Raw genomic sequence first — 16,059 nt, 5'->3', positions numbered from 1 at the left:
CTTGATATTACTCAAATAAAGTAAAGATAATACTTTTTAGTAATACTTCATTTATAAAGAAACATGAAAAAAGTATTACTTTAAAAAATGGAGGAATAAATTTGCATATACCTGACGGATTCATACCGATTTCACAGTGCATAGTATACTATGTGATTTTGATTGTCGCATTATACTTCTCCGTGAAATGGGCAAGGTCCAACTTAGATGAAAAACGTATACCTCTTTTAGCAGTTCTCGCAGCGGGTATTTTTGCAATCATGTCCATGAACATGCCGATTCCATTTGGTACAAGTGGACATATGGTTGGGGGAGCATTAGTAGCTATTGTATTTTTAGCACCTGAAGCTGCCGTACTTGTATTTACCGTTGTACTCCTTATCCAAGCATTGATATTTGGAGACGGAGGAATTACTGCTTTAGGAGCAAATGTATTGAACATGGCAATCATTGGAGGTTCAGTTGGATTATACACCTTCAAAGGATTGAACGGAATGATTGGAAAATATGCAGCAGCCGGAGTTGGAGCATGGTTGGCAACCGTAATCGCAGCTTTGGCCTGTGCTATCGAAATGGCAATCGCAGGAACATTCCCGGCAAACATAGGCATTCCATCAATGGTCTTGTACCACTTATTCATCGGAATAATCGAAGCCGTATTAACTGTAATAGTTCTTGTAGCATTGGACAAATTCAGACCAGATTTACTTGCATGGAATAAAGGAGATGCATAATATGGAAAAAAGAGACATGGCTTTAATCGGAGTTGCAATCGTAATATGTGTTGTCATATGTGTTCTCTCACCATACATCGCATCTGGCGATCCTGACGGATTAGAAAAATCTGCAGAAGATTCAGGACTTGCTGAAGATTTCTCAGTTGAAGAAATTAAGGGAATCCCTGATGCAATCTTCCCAGATTATGCATTTGCAAGCAACCCCGATAACCAAGGATTGCAGATTGTAGCACTGGTTATAGGAGTAGTTGTAACTCTAGTAATAGGATTTGGAGTTGCATACGTAGTCAAAAGTAGAAATTAACTTTTAATTTCTACCCTTTTCTTTTTTTTAAAAGTAATTGAAAATAATTAAAATATACATAAGCAAATAATAATATATTACAAATTTTTAATATTATATTAGTGAATTGATATGGTTGACATAACACAGATAATGCGGTTTGACGATTTGGCTTCCCAGGACAGTCCCATTCATAATCTGGAGGGAAGAATAAAACTTATTTCAACAATTTTCATAATAGTAGTCTGTGTAGTCTCTCAGGAACTTTTCATACCTCTGATATTGGAGATATTTCTTTTAGTTGTCTTGAAAATAGCCAAATTATCATATTGGGATTCATTCAAGCGATTACTGATGCTGTTGCCATTTGGAGGAGCAATCATTATTTTCCAGCCATTCATACAGCCTGGAAATATCATCTGGAGCTATTCCTGGCTACATGTAACAGATGCGGGACTCAATTGGGCAATTATTCTCTTGGCTCGCCTGATTGTATCCCTGACTGCAATCATAATCTATTCATCAACAACCCCATTGCAGGAAATGGCAAGCTCATTTAGGAAATTGAAAATGCCTCGTGATTTGGCAATGATATTGTCCATTATGGTCAGGTTCCTATTCCTGTTTGTTGATGAGCTTGCGGCAATAAGAAAAAGCCAGAAATCAAGAAATTTCAACATACACTCAAGCAACACCCCCTACAAATGGAGAGTAAAACAGGTAGGCTACACCATAGGAATGATGTTTTTAAAGGCATACGAACAGGGGGAAAGAGTTCATAAAAGTATGGTGAGCAGAGGATTTTCCGATACCTCGGAAATGTTTAATGAGAAAAAATCCCCTGAAAGAAGCGATTATCTATACTTGCTTACAATTATACTGATTGTCATTGTGCTGGAAATCATAATATTCAAGTTCAGCGGACATTTGGGTTACTTAGGTCAAAATTTAGGAATCAATTAGGTGAGGAAAAATGGAACAAATTCATTTAGAGACAAAAAATTTATCTTATACATACCACGACGGCACCGAGGCTTTAAAAAACGTCAATATCAAAATCAAAAAGGGAGAAAAGATAGCCATCATGGGACCTAACGGTGCCGGTAAATCAACATTGTTTTCTCACTTCAACGGTTTAAGCGAACCAACTTCAGGACATGTTGAAATTGAAGGTGAAAAAATCGTATTTGAACGTGAAGAGCTCCTTAAAGTTAGGCAAAAGGTGGGAATTGTATTCCAGGATCCAAACGACCAGCTATTTGCCCCGACCGTCAAGGAGGACGTTGCTTTCGGACCGATGAATTTGGGCCTTGATTATGAGGAAGTCGAAAGAAGAATCGAGGAAGCGCTGGAAATGGTTGGGATGACCGGTTTTGAAGAAAAGACCCCTCACCATTTAAGCGGAGGTCAGCAAAAGAGAGTGGCCATAGCCGGAATCATAGCTATGAGACCGGACATAATGATTCTTGACGAGCCTACAGCAGGCCTTGACCCTGAAGGTGTCGATAAGGTATTGAATATCCTGAATAACCTCAACAAGGAAGGCATGAGCATCGTAATCTCATCACACGACATAGAAATGGTCAACCATTTTGCCGACAAGATATTTGTCCTATATGATGGAGAAATCATAGCCGAAGGAGACAGGCATCAAATCTTCTCCGATAAGGAACTGCTGAAAAAGGCTCACCTGAAAGCGCCGGTGACAACCGAAATCCTGTATAAGCTAAAGGAAAACGGATGGGATGTTGACACCGAAAAAATAAGCATTGATGAAACTGTTGATGAAATATTGAATGCCAAAAACAGCTAATCAGTTCCCGCTTTTTCTTTTTCTAAACCTGTCCTTGAGCTTTGTGATGAACTGGAATTCCTCTTCAAATTCAGGGTGATTTCCGAATCCGCAGTTCGGACAGTGAACCTGATTGCAGTTGTCGTGCTTTCCGCAGCTTATACAACCACGATTATCCAATTCTGTCTCATCAAATTCAAAACCGCACATACGACATTTCATGATAACACCGAACAAAAATAGCTAAAAAAAATAAATGAAAAATTGAAGCTTAGATCACTTCAATGTTTTCCGCTTCCTCTTTTCGAAGACAAACATCACATCCTCTGATGCTCATTTCAATAGGGTCTCCAAAAGGGGCAACCTTTTTTACATGAACTTTAGTTCCCTTAACGAAGCCCATACCCAAAAGGTGTCTTCTTAACTCAATATCGCCACAATGATGATATTTAACAATAGTTACTGTTTCACCCGGCTTTACGTCTTTTAAGGTTTTGACCATAATATCACATTATCCAAAAAAATAATTTTTAGGCATGCTAAAAATCTCTTAATAATTGTTATGTAACAAGCAATATATAAATATTTAGTTATGACTAAAAATTTTAAAAAAAAGGTATGGGGCCAATCATCTCATCCGAAGCCCATCAATGTTCCTATATTGTATACTAAGAAAGTAACGACATAAGCGGTAACCAATGTAATGGCTGTCATTAATACAGGCCATTTAAAAGTGCCTGTTTCCTGTTTTATTACACCAAGCACCGCAATACATGGTATGTATAGAAGTGAGAATGCCATGAATGAAAATGCTGACAGCGGAGTGAATGTATCATGAACCAAACTTGTTATGCCCTCTTCATCGTCTTCATCAAGGCCGCCCAATGTTCCCAAGGTACCTACAATGGCCTCTTTTGCAAGCAATCCCGCAATGATTGCCACTGCTGCCTGCCATGTTCCAAAACCGAGAGGAGCAAATATAGGTGCAACTGCAGAACCGATCATTCCCAAAATACTTTGCTGTGATCCGTAAGCCACTCCCAATGGGAAAATGCTTAACACCCAAATGATTACCACTGCAGCAAGAATGATTGTTGCCGCCTTTTTGATAAACCCTTTCACTTTCTCCCAGGTATGGATTAAAATACCCTTTACGGATGGCAATTTGTATGTCGGAAGCTCCATTACAAATGGGGCAGACATTCCTTTAAACAGTGTCCTTTTAAGAAGCGCAGCAATTATGAGCGCTACAATAATACCCAGCAGATACATCACCAACAGCATGGTTCCCGCATTGTCCGGGAAAAACGCCGCTGTAAAGATTGCATAAATCGGCAGTCTTGCAGTACATGACATGAACGGAATGAGCATCATTGCAAGTATCCTGTCGGATTCATGTTCCATGGTTCTTGTAGCCATTACAGCAGGAACCCCGCAACCAAATCCTAAAATCATTGGAATGAATGCCTTTCCATGAAGACCAACAAGCTTATGCATCACCAAATCCAGGGTAAACGCTGCCCTTGCAAGGTATCCGCAATCCTCCAGAAAACTCAGACATAAAAACATCAGGAAGATTATCGGCAGAAATGTCAAAACACCGCCCACTCCACAAAACAGACCTTTTTGAACAAATGAGGCAATATATGGATTGGGTATTGCTGCAGCCGCCATTTCTCCCCATTGAGTAAACACCGCATTGATGAATCCCTGCATAGGAGACCCCAGGGTGAATACAATCTGGAACATCACCCACATCACTACAAGAAAAATCGGAATGGCCAGAATCCTATTGGTCAAAATCCTGTCGATCTTGTCTGAAATGGTCGGCTTTTCAACCTCAGGCTTCTCGACAGCCTCTGCAATCAAACCGTCAATGAATGCATATCTGGCATTTGCAATGACCTCTTCAGAGCCTTCTTTATAAATGTCATAAAGGTGTTTGCTTACCTTATCAACTTCAACCATGATTTCGGAACTTATTGAAGACTGCTGGACTTTCTGAATTACAATCGAATCCTTTTCCAGAAGCTTTACTGCAGTCCAAATTGACGGAACATCCAATAAGTCATCATCCTTTTCAATCAGTTTCTGGAGATCCTCCAGATGTTCCTTGAGCTCAGCCCCATAGGCCAACTTTTCACTGGTGTTGATGGGATTTGCAGCCTGCTTTTCGACAGTGTTGAGCAATTCCTCAATACCTTCCTTCTTTTTTGCATTAATTTCAATGATTGGAAAACCCAAAAGCTCGCTCATCAAGTCTATGTTAATGAAATGTTCCCTTCTTTTGGCAAAATCGTTCATGTTCAGCGCCAAAATCATGTTGGCTCCCAATTCCATCATCTGAACTGTAAGATACAGGTTACGTTCAATATTGGCTGCATCCACCACATTGACAATGACATCAGAGTCATCATCCACTATGAAATCTCTTGAAACGATTTCTTCAATGGAATGGGCACTTAATGCATAATTGCCCGGCAAATCAACAATTTGATACTCATAATCCCCATGATTGAAATATCCTTCAGCCCTTTCAACTGTCTTTCCGGGCCAGTTACCTACATGCTGGTGCATACCAGTCAATTGATTAAATACGGTAGTTTTACCCACATTTGGGTTTCCTGCCAATCCCACAATCAATTTTTTCATCAATCATTCTCCTTTCATACAATTAGTGCATCAAATATTTTTGCCGTTTAAAAAAAATTAGGTTAAAATAAATATATGTTAATATTGAAGTTCATAATATTTAAAATTTAAGCATGCCAAAAAGAAAAAAATTATTGAACATGCAATTATCAAAGGGCATGATGAAAAGCGAAGAGGCTTGGAACTCTCTTTATTCAAGTTCAGACATTGAAACATCCTCAAATGTCCCATGCCTCATTTTCAGGGTCGTCCACATCGTCATAAATCTCCTCAGCCCAATAATTATCGTCAAAATAATCATCGACTTCCTGGTTCAGACCCCAATTATGGTTATCGTAATATGTATACGGGTCAAAATTATTCTTGACATTAATGCTTTTGGTATTTGTGGTTTTCTTATAGTTGGAATCTCCCTTAAAGACCACCTTAACCTTGTAGTTGCCCACATCATATTTGACCCTGATTCCGCTGTTGTATTGTTTGTAGGTCCACTTATAATTGCCGTCCTTATCGGTGATTGTATAATTAATCATTCCATTGGACCTGATTTCCCTGCCGTTCTTGTCGACCAGTTTTATTACGATATATCCCTTATTCTTAATTACACAGTCGTCGGTTGATACCTTAACCTTTACCTTTTGCTTTGCTGTGACCGGACTTGCAAGCAGTATGCAGACTGCAAGTATTGCCAAAATGATGATGATTCTTTTGTTCATGTTATTAAATTGTTACAAATACTATTTAAACATTGACACTAAAAATATTAATTAGTGATTTTATGATTGAATACGACGATATAATTAAGGATTCACCATTCATTGCCAATCATCTGATTACCTTAATCAAGACTCATGATTTCTACATGAACAAACATATCAAAAGCGGAACTGACATTTTGCCCAGCCAATATTATATGCTGCTGTTTTTATATTATGAAATGGGCACAAACCAGTCAGATATCGCAAAGGCATGCTTGATGGACAGAAGCGGAGTTTCAAGAGCATTCAAAGAATTTGAGGAAAAAGGGCTGATTGTAAGGGAAATTGATGAGAAAAACAAAAGAGCCTATAAAATCACATTAACCAAAAAGGGAACTGAAACTGCAGAATTTCTGATTAGAAAAGAAAAGGAATGGGATGACATGATTTGCGATGAGCTTAACATCCCACGTGAAGAACTGCTAGAACTTCTTTCAGTCATTTCGCTGAAATCACTGGAATTCAACCGTGAAAAATTCTAATCATATCCTTCAGATTCCAAATAGTTGTCAATATCGTAATTGTCACCATATTCGTAATGGTCATAATATGCGCCGGGATCGGTTCTTGACAATGTGTATCTGTCAGGCACCACAGTGTGATAATGGCTGGAACCGCCATCATAACCGCTCGGATAGCTGTTGCTTGTTGTAGAGTAGGTTTGAATAAATTCGGAACGGTTCAAATTCAAAATCTCATACATCAATTTGGATTCTGAGCATTCGATATCATCACCTCCAACAATTATCCCGTAGACCGCATTCTTATCATGTAAATTGACCAAAAAGCAGGTTCCGTTCATCGAAGAGACATAATCGGAAATATACATTGTCTTGTTTCTGCTTGAAATGTCCGGATAATCATCAGGTGAATCCTTCCACACGATTACATAACCCTTATGGCCAGAAGTATCAACATAGCTGATATTTTTCGCATTTTTCCAGCACAAATTAAAGTTCGAATCTGTCTTAAAATTTCCATCAGAGATGTCTTTTCTGTTTATTTCTGCACAACCTTTTAAAGTCGCAACCAAAGCATTGTCTCCACCAATATCCTCAACGATTTTGTCACTGTAAGTCGCTTCGGAAGGTGGGACGAGTAGATTGATTGCAGAGCCTACAAAAAATGCAATCAGCAGCAATGCCACAAACAAACCGATCAGAATTACTCCAGCTTTCTTGAGATTAGCCATATTATTATATTAACACCTTAATAACATTTATACTTAATGGAAACAATATTATCAAATCGCCCAAATATTCAAAAACAAAGTAAATATTACTAATTGGCTTAAACAAGCTTTAAATTATAGTTTGTTCAATTAATAGCTATGATAGAATTAGTTATAGCATGTTTTATAGGAATAGCAATAGGAACTACAACCGGAATGATACCGGGCATACACGTCAATACCGCCGGAGCGATAATTTTTGCATCCTCCACATTCCTTTTGACGATAGTATCGCCGGAATTCCTATGTGTGCTCATGGTTTCGATGTCAATTGCCCATGCGCTTATAGAATTTGTCCCCTCAATGCTTTTGGGAGTGCCTCAGGAGGGAACGGCAACATCAATACTTCCGGGACACCGTATGGTGCTTCAGGGCAGGTCAAAGGAAGTGATAAGAGTCGTGTCCGTCGGAGGATTCGGAGCAATAATCGTGACAATCCTTATGCTTCCGGCCTTTGCAATAGCCCTCCCGGTTCTGCATGACATATCAAAGCCCTATACATGGATAATACTTCTTGGAGCATCGATTTATCTTACACGCCGCATGACTGGAAACTTCAGGGACTTTTTGTGGGCCATTCTGCTCTTTGTGCTTTCGGGAGTTCTCGGCTGGATAATTTTTCAAACGCCGATATCTTCGGGAATCACGCTTATGTGCACCTTTTCTGGGCTTTTCGGAATAAGCACTATACTTTTCAGCCTGAACGATTCCTCCACAATACCTCATCAGAATCCATTCTACGAGCTCAACATCGATTACAACAAGTCCAAAAGCATTTTCGCAGGAGGGATAACCGGCGCAATCCTCGGCTTTCTTCCGGGCTTCGGACCGGCACAGGGAACGGTGATAGCACAGGCAGTGAGCGGCACAAACGACAACAACGATGACGACACCGTGAATTTTCTGCTTGCAACATCCGGGCTGAACATTTCGGACTGCCTGTTTTCACTGATTGCAATCTACATCATAGGAAACCCCAGAAGCGGAATAGCCGTCTACATGTCCTATCTGATTTTTGAAATGGGCCTGAACCATCTGGCAATCTTCATTTTCGCCTCATTGATTGCGGTTTCAGTATCACTGGTACTTTCCCTGAAACTGGGAGACTCGTTTTCAAGGCTGATGGGCGGTGTGGACTACAAGAAGCTATCAATTGGAGTTATCATTCTCCAGATTGTGATACTGTACCTGTTTATCTTTTACTACAAGGCACCGGTCTTTTACATGAGCCTGGCTTTGGTTACCTCAACGGCGATGGGAATGCTTCCCCACTACATTGGAATCGGAAAATCCCATCTGATGGGCGTTCTGATTATTCCTGCAATTGTTATATACATGCAAATGTTTATTTAGGTGATTTGATGAAAAGAATATTATTAAACAAATTTGAAGAATATGAAAATATGAAAAAGAAAGATATTGAAGTAGATATTGGGAATTTTAGTCCAACTGTTGCTTTGCCATTGATTTACAATGAGAAGATTAATTTCAAAAAAATCAACTCTATTAGAAAAGTTAATGTGAATACTGACAATTCTGAAATAATATCAAATGAAATTTTAGAAGAATTAAACATCAATAACAACAACATTACCCCCATGAAATTTGTTTTTCATGAATTAATCTCTAATATCTATGACCATTCAAAATTTGAAAATGCTTACGTTATGGGTAAAAAAGATGGTAAATTCTATGAATTTGGATTCTTAGATGATGGCATAACCATACCTACTTCTTTAAAAAAGTTAAAATGTCCAATAAAATGATTGTGATGCAATTATCCAAGCAATAAATGGATTATCCAGTAAAAATGAATTAGGATACATTGAAAGAGGAACTGGATTAAATAACACAATAAATATTGTTACATCCAGGAGCAATGGTGAAGTATTAATTGTTTCAGGATGTGCATTAATCCATATATAAAATAATGACAACATCACTGCTAAAAAAATTCCTCGTGATTGTGTTAATGGAACATTAGTAAGTTTAAGAATGAATTTAGACTCAAAAATTGATATATATAAATATTTAAAACAAGTAAAATATGAATTGATAATATGAGTGAAATTGAAGTTTTTCTAAAAAAAGAAATCGGCACAGATTTAGGATCAAGACAAAAAATCGAAAAACTGTTCAAAGACTTTGATGAAAATGTTTCAAAAGTAATTATGAATTTTGAAGGCGTAGAATTCATGGGCCGTAGTTTCGCCCAAGAATATCTTAATCGGAAGCATATTGCCCCATTTGATGTTGTAGAAAAAAACATGCCTGAAGATATTGAAAAAATGTTTGAAATTATTCTAGAATTAAATAATAAATTATAACTAGATAACAATCACATTTTCCGCCATCTTTTCGGCCTTTTTGACTATCTCTTCAACATCCACACCAGGGAATGCATCTATGACACATAAATCAGCATCACCAAATTCCAAATCCTCAAATGCCTCATTGAATATTTCATAGCCATCAGAAATGCCGTTTATTTCCAGATTGTTTTTCAGAGCCTCAATCATTTCGGGGTTGACATCATTGAAAATCACCTTTTCAAAACCGCATTTGAGCAGATAGATTCCAAGGGCTCCAAGTCCGCACATGCCGTCAATTGCGGTTCCCTTTTTGATACCATTATTGTTTATATAGTTGTGCAGCCTTACCAGCTTATCTTCGGTGGTCACTGCAACTTCGATGTGGTGTCTTGACTGTCTTTTGACCAGAACTATCTTTTCCTGAATCAGGGTTCTCATGACATTTATCTGGGTGTCATCCCCTTCAAGAATTTCAAAGTGGCTGATTTGTGAATCCTTATCCAACTGACCGACAGTGCTCTGAGGACTTCCCTTAAGGACACATTTGACCTCGGGAACTTCTCCAATCAATCTTGATGCCACATCCTTAGTAAAATCGGGATGCAACAATATCAGTGTCTTTTTTCCGATGAACTGAGGGTTCAGGCTGCTGTAGTAAAATCCAGACAGCGGCACGGGAGAGTTCCTTCTGAGAGTTGCCTTTTCAGGAACGATTCCCTCTTCAATCATGATTTTCAGAATATGGCTCATCACAATATCCAGGGGCCTTTTTCCGCATTCACATCTCATATACTCCCCGTCGAGAATTTCAAAATCAATCAGGTCTTTCAATGGGGAAAATTTCTTTATTTGGACATCCCTGCATTTTTCACATTCTTCAAGCGATTTGATTTTTTCATCGATTTCCAAGATAAAACCACCTCAAAATTGCTTTAATGTTTAAATATTGTTCTATATCACTAATAATGCTTTCAAAAGTAATAAAAACTTTATAAGTTAGTAATACTAATTAGTAACTATAACTAAATCACCATGGTGAATGATATGAACAATGACATAATACCACAATATGAAGTAACAAAGCAAGAATACTCCCCCGAAGAGAAAGTCCTTTTGGGAGAAATGCGCGAGAACCTGGTTGACCTAGCCATATCAACTGGCGAAAACTTCCAGGTTAGTGAAGAGAAACTGTTAAATGACATAAAGAACTTTTTATCTTTAAGGTTAAGCGGAACACTTCAGGATAATGGAACCTCAAATGAATATTTAGAGGGATTGTCACGAAAGTTCCTGAGGGACATCATCGGATATGGGGCAATTGACCCCCTGATTCAGGATGATGAGCTTGAGGAAATCATGATAATCGGAACTTCAAAGCCCATATTCGTCTACCACAGGAAATATGGAATGATGAAGACAAACCTCCAGTTCAGAGATGAAGGTGAACTCAGAGACCTGATTGATTCAATTGCAAGACAAATCAACAGAAGAATTGACCAGGAATCACCGATTCTTGATGGACGGCTGATGGATGGCTCCAGAATCAATGCCACAATTCCCCCCGTTTCGGCTGACGGGCCTTCACTCACCATACGGAAGTTCCGCAGAGACCCGCTGACCATCATCGATTTGATCAATTCAAGGACGATTTCTGTGGACCTGGCGGGATTTCTCTGGCTTTGCATTGACGGGCTTGGAGTCAAATCAGCAAATGCGATAATTTCAGGAGGAACAAGTTCCGGAAAGACAACTACATTAAATGCGCTTTCAGCATTCATTAATCCCAATGAGAGAATCATTACAATTGAAGATACTTTGGAGCTTCAGATTCCCCATGAGCACGTCATCCGCATGGAAACACGGCCGACCAATGTCGAGGGCAAGGGCGAGCTGACAATGAATGACCTTGTCAAGAATTCACTGAGGCAGCGCCCGGACAGAATCATTGTTGGAGAGGTTAGGGCCGATGAGGCAATCACCCTTTTTACTGCACTGAATACCGGACATTCAGGCTTTGGGACATTGCATTCAAATGATGCAAGGGAAACCATAACAAGACTTACCAACGAACCGATGTCAGTTCCTGAAATAATGATTCAGGCAATCGATTTTATAATTATGCAGAACAGAATTTACACACCTTCGGGAGTTTCCTTTAGAAGAATCAGCGAAGTCGCTGAAGTTGTCGGCATGGAGGAGGGCACTGTCCAGCTGAACAAGATATTCCAATGGAATCCCGAAAGGGACACCATCGACAATATCGGCATAACAAGCAATACCCTGCAACAGATTGCAAACTTGAGCGGAAAGTCAATCATCGAGCTTCAAAACGAGATTGAAAACAGAAAGCTGGTGTTGAGGCACATGATAAATCAAAACATACGCTCCGTTGAAGGGGTCAACAGCGTTATAGAGCTGTATTATAAAAATCCTCAGAAGGTCCTGAACAGAATTATCCTAAACGGGTGATTGGCATGTTTGACAGATTTTTCATAATCATCGGAGGAGGGGCATTATCCCTCATCAGCTTTTTTGCCAACCTGTCATTTAAAGGGGAAAATGAAAATGCGGGCATTGATCCCGCAATGCTTGAAAAGTTAAACTTCGACATCAACACCAAACAGGCAAGGTATGAAACCCGGTTCGATAAATTGAGGGATGACCTGCTTGAAATCCTTTTGAAAAGACATGTCATGGGATTAGTGATCATCGGATTTGTGGCGATATCATTTTTTACAGGTTTGGAAATTGGCGCAATGTATCTGGTTATAGTGATTATGGTCTACATCTTTCTAATGCAGTACCCTCATATGAAAGAGCAGAGAGGTTATTCTGACTTGAATCAGGAGCTTCCCTATGCGTTAAGGCATATGAGCATTGAGCTGAAAGCCGGAAGAGGACTGCACGATGCACTGATAACAATAAGAAATGCCAATTACGGATCCCTTTCAAGGGAGTTCAACAGGGTTTTGGAAGAAATCAAGTTCGGAAAGTCAACTGAGGATTCCCTGCTTGAAATGTCCCACAGGGTCAAATCCGAAGGCCTCACACGAGCAATCCATCAGATTGTCGGAACGCTTAGAGTGGGAGGCAATCTGGCAGGCAGCCTGGAGATAATTGCAAAGGACATTTCCTTTGACATGCAGATAAAACTAAAAGAGTTCTCGCAGAAGCTGAACTCGTTCATATTGATTTATACGTTTCTAGTCATACTGGCGCCGGTGATAAGCCTGATTATGCTTATGGCCGCATCGACGGTTATGGGTGATGTGATATCCTCAGAATTGTTATTTGTGATTTATGGAATATTTTTCCCAATGGTTGTGATGTTTATGGGACTGTTCATCAAAAAACTAGAGCCTAAAATTTGAAGAAGGGTTAGAATATTGATTCAAACCCTTTTGATGCAAGCAATCCTGCAAAATCGCCTTCCTTATCCATGACAATGTTTCCTTTGGAGTATTGGTCGAGTGCAGCATTTATCATTGCAGATTTGGCATTAGGATTGGTTGAAGCCGCTTTTGCAGCTGCCTTAACAATGCCCATCACTGCATCCCCTCTGGATACGCCGCCGCTTCCATCTTCACGGATGATGTCGATTCCGCTTGCATTTGTAGTTTTCCCGTTGATTTCCAATGGTCCTGCAGCGGAAAGAATCGCATCAAGAGCCTGACTGTTAATGGCCACAACGGAATCTATTTTGGTGTTAGTGCGGTATTCGACTATTTCCTTTGCATACTGCAAACCCTTTTCATTGTCGGCATCCCAGAATGCATCGTGAAGAAGAAGCGCCGATCCCGCACCCTGGTCCTGCGCTTCCTTAGGTTCGGAAGCTGTAGGATGTGTCATGTCACCAGGATAGAAAGGAGTGTAATTTTTAAGAGTACCATTCTCTAAATTGATGATGAATGCCATGTCACAGGCACCCATTCCGGGCCTGCTTTCACTTTCATCAATTGCACATACCAGGATATTTCTATTTCCATGAGTAAGCACGCTTTCATGTCCCATGAATAGCGCTCCCGCAATTACTGCTATCAATCCTATTAGAATAACAACAAGTATTATGATAATAAGTCTTCTTGTCCTATCCATGATAATTACCTACGTTAATTTGATATTTTTTAAAGCATATTATAATTAAAATTTCATTATAAATATAGTTATGTATTAACAGGAACTAAAAAAAATAGATAAAAGGATAGTGAAATTAAATATGGAGCCCATATTTAATTTCTGAGAGTAGTTATATGCTTTTTATCTAAAATAGATAATAAATTGGTGTTTTTTGGTTGAGGAGAGTTAAACACCAATTCGTGTTTTTTGGGAAATTTTTGGCAGAAGATTTCCCGGGCGTCAAATTAGAGAAATTGTGAAAAATCTAATTTGACAGATTTTTTATATTTTGGAGATTGTATTATTATCGACTGATAATATGTTTTGTTTAAGTGAAAATTTAGGTATGCCTAAATTTATGTCACTTGTATAAAAGTAGGTCATCATAGTATATAAAGGTTTCGGTAATTTTTAGGCAAGCCTAAATTTTTTTGCACTATGATGTTTAAAAATTAACATATGTTATATAAAAGTAGATCAACATGATATTTAAATATTTTGGGTGAGCAAAAAAATATTCGGATTTCAAAAAAAATCAATAAAAAGGTAGGTGAAATTAAATATGGAATCCATATTTAATTTCTGAGAGTAGTTATATGTTTTCATCTAAAATAGATAATAAATTGGTGTTTTTTGGTTGAGGAGAGTTAAACACCAATTCGTGTTTTTTTCGGGAAATATTGGCAGAAGATTTCCCTTGTATTAAATTAGAAAATTGTGAAAAACTAATTTAATACCAAATATTTATATTTTGGAGATTGTATTATTATTGACTAATAATATATTTTGTTTAAGTGAAAATTTAGGTATACCTAAATTTATGTCACTTGTATAAAAGTAGGTCATCATAGTATATAAAGGTTTCGGTAATTTTTAGGCAAGCCTAAATTTTTTTGCACCATGATGTTAAAAATTAACATGTGTTATATAATTGTTGTTGGTAATTCTATATAAATATTTTGATTAACCAAAAAAAAATTAAAAGGGGAAAAATGAATTTCCCTTATTTTTTTCACTTTAACAACAGTTTTTGCAGTCTTTTTACCATAAGTAATTTTTACGGTGTATTTTTTACCTTTTTTAAGTTTTTTGATGACTTTTTTCTTAATGGTAACTTTTGCAAGACCATTTTTGTTGGTTTTTGCCTTGTAGGTTTTTCCTTTGAATCTGAATTTGATGATTTTTCCCTTTACCTTTTTACCATTAATTTTTAAAGTTGCTTTTATGACAAATTTTTTGGCAGACTTTTTGATTTTTATAGTCTTTTTGACTGCCTTTAAAACAACTTTCTGACTAACAGGCGGATTGACAGGAGGATTAACCGGAGCATTGGATTTAATAACTACATTAGCTGTTGTATTGATTTTACCAACTGATATTTGGGCAGTATAATTACCAACAGCCATGTTTAAATCAAAGCTAGCAGAACCATTATCATCAGTTGTGGCATTTAAAGTTTTACCATCGATTACAACGGTTACAGTCCTATCAGCCACTCCGAATCCCTTACTGTCAACAACACTGACATTTAACTTTTGAGGATCACCGTAATATTTTTCAACATTTGCCGCTTTAATGCTAAAGGACAATATTTCAACATTAAACTCAACAGATTCCGCAGTGACTGTATTTATGGCAGTGACATTATGCATTACATCTAAAGCACCGATTTCTGATTTGCCTAATCCAACAATACCATTCTCATCTGTTGTTTTGTTAATTTCCTTACCATCAACAAAAAAAGTTACGTTGGTATTAGCTGAAGCATTGCCTTCATAATCATAGAATCCAAAAAAGAAAACCAAATCTTCTTCATCCACCTTAACATCATCATCTAACAATAATACAGTTGAAATTTCAAGAACACTAATAATTTCTTCATCCTCATAGGAAGTAATGATAGTGTAGTTTCCAGACTCTAAGGTAGTATTTAATACGGCTTTACCATCTTTGACAGTGGCATTAGCTATGCTTTTACCATTTTTGGCAATTGTTATTACAGCCCCTTCTATTGAACTCTTGATTTTAAGATTAGTTTTATTGGAAGATATTTTTACCCCACTTACATTATTCGGATTGTTTGAACCTCTCCAGCTTGTAGAAGCTGGAGATTCTTAGGCCATGCCTATTTTTTCGTCAAAGCATTTCCATTCATAATAATATGTGGATTTTCCTTGA

19 protein-coding genes are annotated in these 16,059 nt (G+C 38.0%); 11 read left to right on the top strand and 8 right to left on the bottom strand.

Annotated features, from left to right (window positions below; genetic code table 11):
- Positions 1-101 precede the first annotated feature (101 nt).
- From cbiM to QZ138_RS05765, 4 genes are all read left to right on the top strand, one after another.
- Positions 102-734 (top strand): cobalt transporter CbiM, encoded by a 633-nt coding sequence (gene cbiM, locus QZ138_RS05780; protein ID WP_292887325.1) that lies wholly within the window; start codon positions 102-104, stop codon positions 732-734.
- Position 735: 1 nt separating this feature from the next.
- On the top strand, positions 736-1,041 hold the full coding sequence (locus QZ138_RS05775; protein WP_292887323.1) for a PDGLE domain-containing protein: 306 nt from the start codon (positions 736-738) through the stop codon (positions 1,039-1,041).
- A gap of 111 nt (positions 1,042-1,152) precedes the next feature.
- On the top strand, positions 1,153-1,983 hold the full coding sequence (gene cbiQ, locus QZ138_RS05770; RefSeq protein ID WP_292887320.1) for a cobalt ECF transporter T component CbiQ: 831 nt from the start codon (positions 1,153-1,155) through the stop codon (positions 1,981-1,983).
- Between the two features lie 10 nt (positions 1,984-1,993).
- On the top strand, positions 1,994-2,833 hold the full coding sequence (locus QZ138_RS05765; RefSeq protein ID WP_292887317.1) for an ATP-binding cassette domain-containing protein: 840 nt from the start codon (positions 1,994-1,996) through the stop codon (positions 2,831-2,833).
- On the opposite strand, the gene QZ138_RS05760 is transcribed toward QZ138_RS05765, so the two are convergent.
- From QZ138_RS05760 to QZ138_RS05745, 4 genes are all read right to left on the bottom strand, one after another.
- Positions 2,834-3,034: a hypothetical protein gene (locus tag QZ138_RS05760; protein WP_292887314.1), complete on the bottom strand. Its 201-nt coding sequence runs from the start codon at positions 3,032-3,034 to the stop codon at positions 2,834-2,836.
- A gap of 49 nt (positions 3,035-3,083) precedes the next feature.
- Positions 3,084-3,314 carry a FeoA family protein gene (locus QZ138_RS05755; RefSeq protein WP_292602934.1) on the bottom strand — a complete coding sequence of 77 codons (231 nt, stop codon included), beginning with the start codon at positions 3,312-3,314 and terminating at the stop codon, positions 3,084-3,086.
- A gap of 131 nt (positions 3,315-3,445) precedes the next feature.
- Entirely contained in the window at positions 3,446-5,464 is a 2,019-nt protein-coding gene (gene feoB, locus QZ138_RS05750; protein ID WP_292887310.1) for a ferrous iron transport protein B, read from the bottom strand.
- A gap of 218 nt (positions 5,465-5,682) precedes the next feature.
- On the bottom strand, positions 5,683-6,180 hold the full coding sequence (locus QZ138_RS05745; protein ID WP_292887308.1) for a hypothetical protein: 498 nt from the start codon (positions 6,178-6,180) through the stop codon (positions 5,683-5,685).
- 62 nt (positions 6,181-6,242) lie between these two features.
- On the opposite strand from QZ138_RS05745, the gene QZ138_RS05740 reads away from it, so the two are divergent.
- Entirely contained in the window at positions 6,243-6,704 is a 462-nt protein-coding gene (locus QZ138_RS05740; RefSeq protein ID WP_292887306.1) for a MarR family winged helix-turn-helix transcriptional regulator, read from the top strand.
- Here QZ138_RS05740 and QZ138_RS05735 read toward each other — a convergent pair.
- Complete coding sequence (locus QZ138_RS05735) at positions 6,701-7,414, bottom strand: hypothetical protein (RefSeq protein ID WP_292887303.1); 714 nt, start codon at positions 7,412-7,414, stop codon at positions 6,701-6,703. The two genes, QZ138_RS05740 and QZ138_RS05735, sit on opposite strands and share 4 nt — an antisense overlap.
- A 138-nt stretch (positions 7,415-7,552) precedes the next feature.
- Here QZ138_RS05735 and QZ138_RS05730 point away from each other — a divergent pair, with 138 nt between their 5' ends.
- The 3 genes from QZ138_RS05730 to QZ138_RS05720 all read left to right on the top strand — a co-directional run bounded on the left by QZ138_RS05730 (position 7,553) and on the right by QZ138_RS05720 (position 9,780).
- Positions 7,553-8,806 carry a tripartite tricarboxylate transporter permease gene (locus QZ138_RS05730; RefSeq protein WP_292887300.1) on the top strand — a complete coding sequence of 418 codons (1,254 nt, stop codon included), beginning with the start codon at positions 7,553-7,555 and terminating at the stop codon, positions 8,804-8,806.
- An 8-nt stretch (positions 8,807-8,814) separates the two neighbouring features.
- On the top strand, positions 8,815-9,219 hold the full coding sequence (locus QZ138_RS05725; protein ID WP_292887297.1) for a hypothetical protein: 405 nt from the start codon (positions 8,815-8,817) through the stop codon (positions 9,217-9,219).
- 294 nt (positions 9,220-9,513) lie between these two features.
- Positions 9,514-9,780 carry a hypothetical protein gene (locus QZ138_RS05720; RefSeq protein ID WP_292887294.1) on the top strand — a complete coding sequence of 89 codons (267 nt, stop codon included), beginning with the start codon at positions 9,514-9,516 and terminating at the stop codon, positions 9,778-9,780.
- On the opposite strand, the gene QZ138_RS05715 is transcribed toward QZ138_RS05720, so the two are convergent.
- Positions 9,781-10,674, bottom strand: a complete 894-nt coding sequence (locus tag QZ138_RS05715; RefSeq protein WP_292887291.1) for an SAM-dependent methyltransferase — start codon at positions 10,672-10,674, stop codon at positions 9,781-9,783.
- A gap of 135 nt (positions 10,675-10,809) precedes the next feature.
- Here QZ138_RS05715 and QZ138_RS05710 point away from each other — a divergent pair, with 135 nt between their 5' ends.
- Together QZ138_RS05710 and QZ138_RS05705 are read left to right on the top strand one after the other, a co-directional pair.
- Positions 10,810-12,234, top strand: coding sequence for a CpaF family protein (locus QZ138_RS05710; protein WP_292887289.1), 1,425 nt, complete (start codon positions 10,810-10,812; stop codon positions 12,232-12,234).
- Between the two features lie 5 nt (positions 12,235-12,239).
- Complete coding sequence (locus QZ138_RS05705; RefSeq protein ID WP_292887286.1) at positions 12,240-13,136, top strand: type II secretion system F family protein; 897 nt, start codon at positions 12,240-12,242, stop codon at positions 13,134-13,136.
- Positions 13,137-13,143: 7 nt separating this feature from the next.
- Here the strand turns inward: QZ138_RS05705 and QZ138_RS05700 are convergent, their stop codons facing one another.
- Together QZ138_RS05700 and QZ138_RS05695 are read right to left on the bottom strand one after the other, a co-directional pair.
- On the bottom strand, positions 13,144-13,860 hold the full coding sequence (locus QZ138_RS05700; RefSeq protein ID WP_292887283.1) for a DUF4012 domain-containing protein: 717 nt from the start codon (positions 13,858-13,860) through the stop codon (positions 13,144-13,146).
- Between the two features lie 944 nt (positions 13,861-14,804).
- Positions 14,805-15,722, bottom strand: a complete 918-nt coding sequence (locus QZ138_RS05695; protein WP_292887280.1) for a hypothetical protein — start codon at positions 15,720-15,722, stop codon at positions 14,805-14,807.
- Between the two features lie 115 nt (positions 15,723-15,837).
- On the opposite strand from QZ138_RS05695, the gene QZ138_RS05690 reads away from it, so the two are divergent.
- Complete coding sequence (locus QZ138_RS05690; protein ID WP_292887277.1) at positions 15,838-15,999, top strand: hypothetical protein; 162 nt, start codon at positions 15,838-15,840, stop codon at positions 15,997-15,999.
- The last annotated feature ends 60 nt before the right edge of the window (positions 16,000-16,059 follow it).

Source organism: Methanobrevibacter sp. UBA212, from assembly GCF_905233225.1.
Classification (GTDB): domain Archaea; phylum Methanobacteriota; class Methanobacteria; order Methanobacteriales; family Methanobacteriaceae; genus Methanocatella.
Note: the sequence above shows the minus strand (reverse complement) of the source record. Positions and strands in the feature narration are given on the sequence as shown.